This window comes from Streptococcus cristatus (assembly GCF_963529205.1).
Lineage (GTDB): Bacteria > Bacillota > Bacilli > Lactobacillales > Streptococcaceae > Streptococcus > Streptococcus cristatus_O.
Genome location: NZ_CAURYF010000043.1, coordinates 1 through 10,352 on the forward strand (window position 1 = coordinate 1; position 10,352 = coordinate 10,352).

Here is a 10,352-nt window from a genome sequence, read left to right on the forward strand (position 1 = left end):
CCACTGCGTCTTGCTCGACGATCCAAAGACAATTGAGAGGCTAGGACTTTTGTCCCAGCCCTTTTTTTGCCGCTTTCTTCTTGACAAAATATGTAAAGGAGACTATACTATGTTTGAAAAGTAAAGGTCGTTTTACATCATAAAAAGGAGGCAGCTTTGGAAAATCGAATTCAAGAATTACGAAAAAGAAAAAAGCTCAGCCAGGAGGAGCTGGCTGAGAAGCTAGAGGTCACGAGACAAACGATTATTTCTTTGGAAAAAGGCCGCTACAATGCCTCGCTGCTTTTGGCTCATAAAATTGCAGCCTTTTTCAATTTAAGGATTGAAGAAGTGTTTCTCTTTGAGGAGGATGAATCATGAAATGGACTTATTTGTGTAAATGGATATTGGCTATTTTGGTGGTGGTTGGCTTATCTTATCTGCATTTGAAAGCCAATCTTATCCCTAAGGAAATCCTGCCTTTTGTGGGATTTATCTTGATTGTGGTGATCTTGAAAACTTTTCAAGCAAATGAAAAATAGGAGGCTGACATGGAAATAGTAACTAAACAAGAATTTCGGAAAAAACTACAAAAGAAAGTGATCATCGGTCGCATCCTAATCCTAGTCCTTTGGCTGGGGCTGGGATGGAGCTACATTCATTCTCTGGATGATTTACAGGAAGGCATTATGGTTGGTCTGCTTCTAGGGATTTCTTTGATGGTTCTGCGTTATAACCTTGCCTTGAAACGAGAGGAAGCTTTTAATAGACTCTACATTCAGGTGACGGATGAGCGCAATCGGATGATTGACGAAAAGACTCGCACCCTGCTTTTTGATATCCTTTTGCTGCTGGCAGCAGGGCTGAGCCTTCTGTCTATGATTTTTCCTATTATTTTAAATCTCAATCAGTTTCTGACTTTGACCATTATCCTAGTTTTGGCCCTTTACTATCTCTTGCGTTTTCTCCTGTCTAAGCGCTATTAACAAAAAAAGCTGGCAGAGCCAGCTTTCTCAACAAGCTTTTGACAGAGCTTGTTTTTATTTTCTATAAAGTCGATCATACTGATGAACAGGATCCATGGTTACATGGATGCCGAGTTTGCGCAGAACATTTTTGTCTTCATCTGTCAGCATTACGGTTGAATGAGCTTCGCTGCCCTTGAGATTTCCAAGCTCTTGCATGGCTTGGGCAGCATCTTGATTTTCCATGGCTGTGATTGCCAGAGCCATCAAGATCTCATTTGAGTGAAGGCGCGGATTGCGGCTGCCCAAATGATTGATTTTCAGACCTTGGATTGGTTTAACGTACTCGGGCTCGATCAGCTTAGTCTCTTTGGCAATATTGGCTAATTTCTTAATGGCATTAATCAATACAGCAGCCGTAGGGCCAAAGAGTTCAGAGGTTTTACCAGTTACGATTTCACCGTTTGGTAATTCCAAGGCCAGAGCTGGTTCACCAGTGCTTTCAGCTTTATCGCGCGCAACAACTGTTACTTTACGATCCAGTGGTGTGATGCCTAGGTCATTCATCAAGAGTTCGATTTTCTTGATAGCAGATTCAGAAACGCGCTCCGCCTTGAAGTCTAGAATCGTCTGGTAGTAGCGGCGGATGATTTCCTGTTGAGATGCCTCGATAGCCGCATCATTATCTACAATGGCAAAGCCGACCATGTTGACGCCCATGTCTGTTGGAGAAGCATAAGGTGATTTACCTAGGATACGCTCCAGCATACGCTTAAGGACTGGGAAAATTTCGATATCACGGTTGTAGTTGACAGTGGTTTCGCCATAGGTTTGCAGGTGGAAAGGGTCAATCATATTGACATCGTCCAAGTCCGCTGTTGCTGCCTCATAAGCTAGATTGACCGGATGGTGCAGGGGCAGATTCCAAACAGGGAAGGTCTCAAACTTGGCATAGCCTGATTTGAGACCATTGATTTGGTCATGATACATGTTGGACAAGCAAGTAGCTAATTTACCAGAACCAGGACCAGGCGCAGTCACTACGACCAGATTTCGACTGGTCTTAATATAGTCGTTCTTGCCCATTCCCTCAGGTGAGATGATATGGTCCATATCAGTAGGATAGCCCTTGATTGGATAGTGGATGTAGGAGTCAATTCCATTCTTTTCTAGCTGAGCGCGGAAGAGATCAGCTGCTGGCTGACCAGAATATTGGGTAATGACTACGGATCCTACATAAATATCCAGCTCGTTAAAGGTATCGATTAGGCGCAGCACTTCTTGGTCATAGGAAATGCCCAAGTCCCCACGTGCTTTAGAGTGCTCAATATTATTGGCATTGATAGCAATGACAATCTCTACTTGGTCCTTGAGCTCTTTGAGCAGTCTAATTTTATTATCCGGCTCATAACCTGGCAGGACACGGGCAGCATGGAAATCTTCCAGCATTTTACCGCCGAATTCCATGTACAATTTGCCCTCAAATTGATTAATGCGCTCCAAGATATGGTCGCGCTGCAGGTTTAAGTATTTCTCTGAATCAAAAGCAATTTTTTTCATGTATAGTTTCACCTCTGCTAAGCATTATAACAAAATTTTCTTCAAATTGGAAAATTAAAAGAGAGTATATTATATAAAATAGATAGCAGCCCGAATGAAGAACGGGCTGCTTTTCGAAATTAGTAGTTGGTAATCGTGTCCACCGTTGAGTGATCCAGCTTTTTGACCAGCGCTTGCAGGAAGGCTTGGGCTTGCAGGAAGTCGTCCATGGCATAGAGGGTTTGATGAGAATGAATGTAGCGAGCACAGACACCGATGGTGGTAGATGGCACACCACCACTTTGGAGATGGGCAGCACCAGCATCCGTTCCACCCTTGCCGCAGTAGTATTGATACTTGATGCCAGCTTCCTCAGCAGTTGTCAAGAGGAAGTCCTTCATGGCTGGTAGCATGAGATGACCGGGATCAAAGAAACGAATCAGCGTTCCATCTCCGATGGCTCCTTGGCCGCCATAGATGTCACCTGCTGGGGAGCAGTCCACAGCTAGGAAGACCTCAGGGGCAAATTTTGTCGTTGAAGCATGGGCACCACGCAGGCCAACCTCTTCTTGAACATTGGCGCCGACATAGAGTTGGTTGCCTAGTTCTTGACCAGACAAGGCTTGAGCCAATTCGCTGACCATAAGGACGCCGTAGCGGTTGTCCCAGGCTTTAGAGATGATATTTTTCCCGTTAGTTGTGAGAATGGCAGAGCTGTCTGGCACGATCGTGTCTCCCGGACGGATACCATAGCTTTCGGCTTCTGCCTTGTCCGCAAAGCCGCCGTCAAAGACAATGTCCGCAATCTGTGGCATGACTGGCCCGCCAGCACCGCGTGTCAGATGAGGAGGGACAGAGCCCGAGATGACAGGGATTTCTCGTCCTTCGCGGGTAAAGAGTTTGAAGCGTTGACTGCTCACGACCAACGGATTCCAGCCACCGATTTCCACTACACGGAAAGTCCCGTCGGGCTTGATCTCGCTGACCATGAAGCCAACCTCGTCCATGTGAGCCGCAACCAGAACTCGGGGAGCATTTTCAGCTTGGGAATGCCGAACCCCAAAGATGCCGCCTAGACCGTCGGTAACAACCTCATCAACGTGAGGAGTGATTTTTTCTCGCAGATAGCTGCGGACAGGTGCCTCGTGACCAGAGATTGCTGAAAGCTCGGTCACTTCCTTGATTTTTGAAAATAAGTCAGACATAAATTTACCTTCTTTCTGCCTCTATTTTATCACTTTTTTAGAGGGAATAACAGGATGAACTAAAAGAAGCTTAGAAATCTGTAATATTGTTTGTCGCCTCTGCGCTTTTGTGTTAAAATATTCTACATGAAAGCTAAAAAAATCATTTTAACCACAACAGCTCTTTTGGGGGCAGGAGCCGTGGCCTTTGGAGCTGCCAAGCTTGTGCAGGAGAAAAAAAGGCTGCGCAATAGAGAAGAAATTGTTCAAATCGTGCGGGAATTTTTTTCCAGCCGAGGACCGATTGCAACGGTTTATGTGGAACTTTATGAATCAACTGACAGCCGTACAGTTGGCGGGGTTGTCCTAGAAGACGACCGCCATTTCACCTTCGTCTATGAAAATGGTCAGTTGACCTACGAGGAAGAGTGATGATTCAGCCACAAAGTATGGAGGAGCTAGCTTCTTATGTGGATCATAAGGGGAAGACTGTCTTCTTTTTCACAGCAGATTGGTGCGGAGATTGTCGCTTCATCAAGCCCTTTCTGCCAGAGATAGAAGCTGAAAATCCTGACTTTACCTTTGTCGAGGTGGATCGGGATCAGTATATGTCTGTCGCCCAAAAATGGGATGTTTATGGGATACCTAGTCTGGTTGTTGTGGAAGATGGCCGAGAGATTGGTCGCTATGTCAATCGTGACCGCAAGACCAAGAGTCAAATCAATGATTTTTTAGCGAGTTTATAAGAAGATTTAAAAGTATTTTTGGAGGAAGAAATGATTTTTACATACAACAAAGAGCATGTCGGAGATGTCCTCATGGTGATCGCTGCCGATGATCAGGGAGCTAAGCTAAGCGCTGAGCGCAAAGGAAATATGGCGCGTGTTTACCGCGAAGATAATGGACAGACAGTAGCTTGGAACATTTTTGAACTGTCAGACCTTTTTGAAATTGCAGAGCGCGGACAAGTTGAGCTGACGGATGAGCAAGTTGCGGCTCTCAACCAAGAATTGACCAAAGAAGGCTTCCCAGCTGAGCTGGTTAAGGACTCAGAACCTAAGTTTGTTGTGGGAGAAATCCTTGAGATGGTAGCCCACCCTGACAGTGACCACCTCAATATTTGTCAGGTGCAGGTGGCAGACGACAAGACAGTTCAAATCGTGGCTGGTGCTCCGAATGCTCGTGTCGGCCTCAAGACGATTGTAGCTTTGCCTGGTGCTATGATGCCGAAGGGTAATCTCATCTTTCCAGGAGAACTCCGTGGCGAAAAGAGTTTTGGTATGATGTGCAGCCCACGGGAGCTCCAGTTGCCAAATGCACCGCAGAAACGTGGCATCATTGAATTGGCGGATAGCGAAACGGTCGGAACGGCCTTTGATCCAGCTAAACACTGGCAGTCTTAAGACTTACTAAAGGAAATCGTGATTTTCACGATTTTTTTGTCTTTTCTCGCGAATAAATAGATAGGAGGAAAGAATATGTATAATAAAGTCATCATCATTGGCCGCTTGACGGCTACACCAGAGCTACACAAGACAGCAAATGATAAGTCGGTCGCGCGTGCGACAGTGGCTGTGAATCGCCGGTATAAGAGCCAAAATGGAGAGCGTGAAGCGGATTTTATCAACCTTGTTGTCTGGGGGCGCTTGGCTGAAACCTTGGCAAGTTATGCTAGTAAGGGGAGTTTGATTTCTCTGGATGGAGAATTGCGGAGCCGCCGCTATGAAAAGGATGGAACCACTCATTATGTGACAGAAGTTCTTTGTAGTGGTTTTCAGCTTTTAGAAAGCCGAGCTCAGAGAGCACTCCGTGAGAATAATACTGGAGCAGATCTGGCAGATTTGGTACTGGAAGAGGAGGAACTCCCTTTTTAAAAGTGGTTTTCTGGTCTCAAGTGTTCATGATAAAAGAGAAGAAAGTTAGGAAAGTGCTCCTAGCTTTTTTGATTAAAGGGTAGGTGTAGAAATGAGCAACGGAAGTAGCATCAAGCTTTACAAAATCGTCAGGAAAAAGTATTTTTATAAAGGGATTTCCATTGTTTTCCTTTCTTAAATTTGGTATAATAAAGGTGAATCCAGAGGCAGGCTAGAAAGGAAAAAATCGGGAACGAAACAGCCGCTGATGGTCGCTTTGCACATTGCAGTTTGAAATAAGGAGAGGAGGTTTATCATGTCTTTGTCTACCTTATTTGAAGTATCAATAGCTATTTTGGGTGTGGCCTCTGCTGCTTACCTCATCTATGCCTATTATGAGTTTCTAAAAGATATAGCTCATATGGAAAAAGTACATCATTTTCATCACGGAGGTTGAGACAAAAGTGTCTCGACCTCGCTTTTTATTAGAAAGTGATCCTTGAGGTTGCAGCTGCTTGCTCAATAGCCATGGATTGTTGAGCAATCTCGTGGGGCTGGGATTATTTGTAAGGTCGGGGAAAGCTTTTAAAGCTGTGCTCAGAAACAGGGAGGCAAGCTGGATGTTTGAAACTTTAGTGCTATCCTAGCGCCTCCCTGATATTCTAGTCCTCTTGGTTTTCATATTGATTTAAAAATGTTAAAATAGTAGGCAAGAAAGCGGAGAGAATGCATGCCAAAAGAAGAAAATTTAACGGGGAATCAGGTTGTAGCCCTAACAAAAAAATATTTAGCTGCAGAGGATGTGGCTTTTGTTCAAAAAGCGTTGATCTATGCGATGGAATGCCATAGCGGGCAAACTCGTAAGTCGGGAGAGCCCTATATTGTCCATCCGATTCAGGTGGCGGGAATTTTAGCTAAGCTCAAGTTGGATGCTGTTTCAGTAGCCTGTGGTTTTTTGCATGATGTCGTAGAGGATACGGCGGCGACCTTGGACGATCTGGAGCGGGAATTCGGTCATGATGTGCGCGTGATTGTGGATGGTGTGACCAAGCTTGGGAAAGTCAAATACAAGTCTCACGAAGAACAATTGGCGGAAAATCATCGCAAGATGCTCATGGCCATGTCAGAAGACCTTCGAGTGATCTTGGTCAAGCTGGCTGACCGTCTGCATAATATGCGTACTCTGAATCATTTACGGCCAGACAAACAGGAGCGAATTTCGCAGGAAACGATGGAAATCTATGCTCCTCTGGCCCATCGTTTGGGGATTTCCAGTGTCAAATGGGAATTGGAAGACTTATCTTTCCGTTATCTCAATCCAACGGAGTTTTATAAAATTTCCCACATGATGAAGGAGAAGCGTCGAGAGCGGGAAGCTCTGGTAGAGGAAGTTGTCCACAAGATTGAAACCTACGCGGGTGAGCGCAATCTGCATGGGAAGATCTATGGTCGTCCCAAGCATATTTACTCCATCTACCGTAAAATGCAGGACAAGAAGAAGCGGTTTGATGAGATCTACGATCTGATTGCCATTCGTTGCATTTTGAGCACTCACAGTGATGTCTATGCCATGCTGGGCTACATCCATGAGCTTTGGAAACCCATGCCGGGGCGTTTCAAGGATTATATTGCCAATCGCAAGGCCAACGGCTACCAGTCCATCCATACGACCGTTTACGGCCCTAAAGGTCCGATTGAGTTCCAGATTCGGACCAAGGAAATGCACGAAGTGGCAGAATACGGGGTTGCTGCTCACTGGGCCTATAAAAAAGGAATGAAGGGTCAGGTTGACAGCAAGGAATCTGCCATCGGGATGAATTGGATCAAGGAACTGATGGAGTTGCAGAACCAGTCTGGTGATGCTAAGGAATTTGTTGATTCGGTTAAGGAAAGCTATCTGGCGGAGGAAATCTATGTCTTCACACCGGATGGAGCAGTGCGTTCTTTGCCTAAGGACTCAGGTCCCATTGATTTTGCCTATGAGATCCATACCAAGGTCGGGGAGAAGGCGACAGGAGCCAAGGTTAATGGTCGTATGGTGCCGCTCAATACCAAGCTGAAGACTGGGGATCAGGTGGAAATCATCACCAATGCTAACTCCTTCGGACCAAGCCGCGACTGGCTCAATATCGTCAAGACCAGCAAGGCCAGAAATAAAATCCGTCAGTTCTTTAAAAATCAAGACAAGGAGCTGTCTATCTCTAAAGGACGGGAGCTCTTGCAGGCTCAATTCCAGGAAAATGGCTATGTAGCCAACAAGTACATGGACAAGAAGCACATGGAAGAAGTGCTGCAAAAGACCAGCTACAAGACTGAAGAAGCGCTTTTTGCGGCGATTGGCTTTGGTGAGATTGGGGCCATTAGTATTTTCAACCGTCTGACAGAAAAAGAGCGCCGTGAGGAAGAGCGAGCTAAGGCTAGAGCAGAAGCAGAGGAATTGGTCAAGGGCGGCGAAGTCAAGGTCGAGAACAAAAAAGACACCCTCAAGGTCAAGCATGAAGGCGGCGTGGTCATTCAGGGGGCGTCTGGTCTCCTCATTCGGATTGCTAAATGCTGTAATCCTGTACCGGGTGACGATATTGTCGGCTATATTACTAAGGGGCGCGGTGTGGCCATCCACCGGCAGGACTGTATGAATCTCAAGGCTCAGGAAAATTACGAGCAGCGCTTGCTTGATGTGGAATGGGAAGAAAATAACTCGACCAAAGAGTACACGGCCCACATTGATATTTATGGTCTCAATCGGTCTGGCCTCCTTAACGATGTGCTACAGGTTTTATCCAACACTACCAAAAATATCTCAACGGTTAATGCCCAGCCAACTAAGGATATGAAATTTGCTAATATCCATGTTTCTTTTGGCATTGCCAACCTGTCCATGCTGACGACGGTGGTGGATAAGATCAAGAGCGTGCCAGAGGTCTACTCAGTCAAACGGACCAATGGCTAAGTTGGAGCTTGTCAGAGTGGATGTTAGTCATAAAATAAAGGAAAAAATATGAAAATCGTCATTCAGCGCGTCAAACGTGCTCAAGTCAGTATCGACCAGCAGCTGCATAGCAGCATTGAACAAGGTCTTCTGCTCTTAGTAGGCGTCGGGCCTGAGGATAGTCAGGAAGATATGGACTATGCAGTCAGGAAGATTGTCAATATGCGGATTTTTTCCGATGCTGAGGATAAGATGAATCTTTCTGTTCAAGATATCGGAGGAGAGATTCTTTCCATTTCCCAATTTACGCTCCATGCAGATACCAAAAAGGGAAATCGGCCAGCCTTTACAGGTGCAGCCAAGCCGGACATGGCTAGTCCCTTTTATGACATGTTTAACCAGCTGTTATCTGAGCAAGTGCCAGTCAAGACGGGCGTGTTCGGAGCAGATATGCAGGTGGAATTGGTAAATGATGGACCAGTGACCATTCTGCTAGACACTAAAAATCGATGAAAGAATTGTGCGCCTTCTAAAGGTCAGTAGTTTAAGGCTAGGCAAAAAATAGCTTACTTCTTTCCTAGAGACAAGGAGCATTTCATAGGCTTCATAAGTAACTTTTAATAGACCAGATGCTGTTTTTCTTAGAAGTTCTTATGAGGCTTTTTGTGTGCTTTAAAGGCGATATTATTCTAGCAAGCAGCTTTGGAGTTGATAGAGCGGAAGGGCGGTCAAGCGTTGCTCCTTGTCAGATGCGACAGATATGTAGGGCTTATTGGAAAAGGGTTTTACGACTTATGGTATAATGATATATATAAGTTTGAGGAGTCTCTTGATTTTTTCAGACTGATTTTCATAAAAAGAATAGGAAATAAGTATGCGTTCGATTCTTGCCTTATATATCACCCTGATGCCGGTCATTCTGGCTGGGGTTCTCAACATGATCTTTTGCAAGTCTTCACTGCTGCAGGTAGCTTATCGACCCATGGATGCTGGACTGGTTTTAAAGGACGGAAAGAGGCTGTTTGGGGCTAACAAGACCTGGAAAGGTTTCTTTGGCATGATTGTCTGGGGAGCTTTGGCTCAGATACTTTGGGGCTTGCTCTTGAAGAGTATTCCCACCCTAGAGAAGCTGCACTTGGTCTATGCCTTCTACGAAAATACTGTGCTCTTTAATCTAGTGCTAGGAGCTCTCTTGGGGCTGGCTTATGTTTTGTTTGAGCTGCCCAATAGCTTTATCAAGCGCCGTTTGGAAATCAGAGAGGGCAAGACGGCGGAAAATGGCTGGAAATGGACCTTTATCTGGATAGACCAGATTGATTCCTTGATTGGCTGTATCATTTTCTTGCTTTTCTATATCCCTCTGTCTTGGCAGCAGATGCTGGGCATTCTAATCCTAGGGGCGGGCACGCATCTGGGAGTCAATCGTCTGCTCTACTGGGCTAAGCTTAGAAAAAATCGTATGTGAGATGGGAGTTTTTGATGAAAGAACTATGGCTGGAAAAAGAGCCTTCAGCTGTCTATGGCGGTAAAATCAATCAGTTAATCAACCTCTGTCAGCTGGGGCTTTCGGTTCCTAAGGGTTTGATTTTGCCCGCGGATCAAGTAATGGCTTGGCTAAGAGCGGCTCTGCCAGAATACTCAAAAGAGGGACTTAAAGAATTCATTGAACTGGGCAAGGAGGAAATTGCAGAGCTCTTGCAGCAATGTCCCTTGGACCCAACTTGGCAGGAGGAGTTGGCAAACTTTTGTCAAGAAAACGAAACCTATATCGTTCGCAGCAGTGCCCTTTTAGAAGACGGACAGGACATGTCGTTTGCCGGTCAATATGACTCGATTGGCAATTGCCGAACACTGTCAGAAATTGAGCAGGGCATTCGTTCTTGTCTGCTTTCTCTCTTTAATC

14 protein-coding genes are annotated in these 10,352 nt (G+C 45.4%); 12 read left to right on the forward strand and 2 right to left on the reverse strand.

Translation table 11 applies throughout. The annotated features are described in order from the left end of the window. Positions 1-156: 156 nt before the first annotated feature. The 3 genes from RWS39_RS08505 to RWS39_RS08515 are packed head-to-tail and all read left to right on the forward strand — an operon-like array spanning position 157 to position 965. Entirely contained in the window at positions 157-360 is a 204-nt protein-coding gene (locus RWS39_RS08505; protein ID WP_314482501.1) for a helix-turn-helix transcriptional regulator, read from the forward strand. Next, positions 357-521 (forward strand): hypothetical protein, encoded by a 165-nt coding sequence (locus RWS39_RS08510; protein ID WP_314482504.1) that lies wholly within the window; start codon positions 357-359, stop codon positions 519-521. Before RWS39_RS08505 ends, RWS39_RS08510 begins: the two co-directional genes overlap by 4 nt. Positions 522-530: 9 nt before the next feature. Further along, positions 531-965, forward strand: a complete 435-nt coding sequence (locus tag RWS39_RS08515; protein WP_314482507.1) for a hypothetical protein — start codon at positions 531-533, stop codon at positions 963-965. A 54-nt stretch (positions 966-1,019) separates the two neighbouring features. Here RWS39_RS08515 and RWS39_RS08520 read toward each other — a convergent pair whose 3' ends face one another. Both RWS39_RS08520 and pepA read right to left on the reverse strand, forming a co-directional pair. Next, positions 1,020-2,504, reverse strand: coding sequence for a DUF1846 domain-containing protein (locus RWS39_RS08520; RefSeq protein ID WP_125390135.1), 1,485 nt, complete (start codon positions 2,502-2,504; stop codon positions 1,020-1,022). A 119-nt stretch (positions 2,505-2,623) separates the two neighbouring features. Beyond that, positions 2,624-3,688, reverse strand: a complete 1,065-nt coding sequence (gene pepA, locus RWS39_RS08525; protein ID WP_314482513.1) for a glutamyl aminopeptidase — start codon at positions 3,686-3,688, stop codon at positions 2,624-2,626. A gap of 126 nt (positions 3,689-3,814) precedes the next feature. Between pepA and RWS39_RS08530 the strand changes: the two genes are divergently transcribed. The 9 genes from RWS39_RS08530 to RWS39_RS08570 form a co-directional block, all read left to right on the forward strand. Continuing rightward, positions 3,815-4,099 carry a DUF4651 domain-containing protein gene (locus RWS39_RS08530; RefSeq protein WP_314482515.1) on the forward strand — a complete coding sequence of 95 codons (285 nt, stop codon included), beginning with the start codon at positions 3,815-3,817 and terminating at the stop codon, positions 4,097-4,099. After that, complete coding sequence (locus RWS39_RS08535; protein WP_314482518.1) at positions 4,099-4,413, forward strand: thioredoxin family protein; 315 nt, start codon at positions 4,099-4,101, stop codon at positions 4,411-4,413. The genes RWS39_RS08530 and RWS39_RS08535 overlap by 1 nt, the downstream gene beginning before the upstream one ends. A 30-nt stretch (positions 4,414-4,443) precedes the next feature. Next, the gene (gene ytpR / locus RWS39_RS08540) at positions 4,444-5,070 is read left to right on the forward strand and encodes a YtpR family tRNA-binding protein (protein WP_314482521.1); all 627 of its coding nucleotides are present in this window, start codon (positions 4,444-4,446) and stop codon (positions 5,068-5,070) included. 75 nt (positions 5,071-5,145) lie between these two features. Then, positions 5,146-5,541, forward strand: a complete 396-nt coding sequence (locus RWS39_RS08545; protein ID WP_015604291.1) for a single-stranded DNA-binding protein — start codon at positions 5,146-5,148, stop codon at positions 5,539-5,541. A gap of 295 nt (positions 5,542-5,836) precedes the next feature. Then, positions 5,837-5,977: a hypothetical protein gene (locus RWS39_RS08550; RefSeq protein WP_187984229.1), complete on the forward strand. Its 141-nt coding sequence runs from the start codon at positions 5,837-5,839 to the stop codon at positions 5,975-5,977. Between the two features lie 273 nt (positions 5,978-6,250). Further along, complete coding sequence (locus RWS39_RS08555) at positions 6,251-8,470, forward strand: RelA/SpoT family protein (RefSeq protein ID WP_125373435.1); 2,220 nt, start codon at positions 6,251-6,253, stop codon at positions 8,468-8,470. A 48-nt stretch (positions 8,471-8,518) separates the two neighbouring features. Next, positions 8,519-8,962 (forward strand): D-aminoacyl-tRNA deacylase, encoded by a 444-nt coding sequence (dtd, locus tag RWS39_RS08560; RefSeq protein ID WP_314482526.1) that lies wholly within the window; start codon positions 8,519-8,521, stop codon positions 8,960-8,962. A gap of 361 nt (positions 8,963-9,323) precedes the next feature. Next, positions 9,324-9,914, forward strand: a complete 591-nt coding sequence (locus tag RWS39_RS08565; protein WP_314482529.1) for a CDP-archaeol synthase — start codon at positions 9,324-9,326, stop codon at positions 9,912-9,914. 14 nt (positions 9,915-9,928) lie between these two features. Next, a partial coding sequence (locus RWS39_RS08570; protein ID WP_314482531.1) for a PEP/pyruvate-binding domain-containing protein occupies positions 9,929-10,352 on the forward strand: 424 nt, incomplete at its 3' end.

Bases quoted from the DNA above. Each gene is read 5' to 3' on its own strand.
- RWS39_RS08515 (WP_314482507.1), top strand. From the start codon at position 531: ATGGAAATAGTAACTAAACAAGAATTTCGGAAAAAACTACAAAAGAAA.
- RWS39_RS08535 (WP_314482518.1), top strand. From the start codon at position 4,099: ATGATTCAGCCACAAAGTATGGAGGAGCTAGCTTCTTATGTGGATCAT.
- RWS39_RS08545 (WP_015604291.1), top strand. From the start codon at position 5,146: ATGTATAATAAAGTCATCATCATTGGCCGCTTGACGGCTACACCAGAG.
- pepA (WP_314482513.1), bottom strand. From the start codon at position 3,688: ATGTCTGACTTATTTTCAAAAATCAAGGAAGTGACCGAGCTTTCAGCA.
- RWS39_RS08510 (WP_314482504.1), top strand. From the start codon at position 357: ATGAAATGGACTTATTTGTGTAAATGGATATTGGCTATTTTGGTGGTG.
- dtd (WP_314482526.1), top strand. From the start codon at position 8,519: ATGAAAATCGTCATTCAGCGCGTCAAACGTGCTCAAGTCAGTATCGAC.
- ytpR (WP_314482521.1), top strand. From the start codon at position 4,444: ATGATTTTTACATACAACAAAGAGCATGTCGGAGATGTCCTCATGGTG.
- RWS39_RS08555 (WP_125373435.1), top strand. From the start codon at position 6,251: ATGCCAAAAGAAGAAAATTTAACGGGGAATCAGGTTGTAGCCCTAACA.
- RWS39_RS08530 (WP_314482515.1), top strand. From the start codon at position 3,815: ATGAAAGCTAAAAAAATCATTTTAACCACAACAGCTCTTTTGGGGGCA.
- RWS39_RS08520 (WP_125390135.1), bottom strand. From the start codon at position 2,504: ATGAAAAAAATTGCTTTTGATTCAGAGAAATACTTAAACCTGCAGCGC.
- RWS39_RS08550 (WP_187984229.1), top strand. From the start codon at position 5,837: ATGTCTTTGTCTACCTTATTTGAAGTATCAATAGCTATTTTGGGTGTG.
- RWS39_RS08565 (WP_314482529.1), top strand. From the start codon at position 9,324: ATGCGTTCGATTCTTGCCTTATATATCACCCTGATGCCGGTCATTCTG.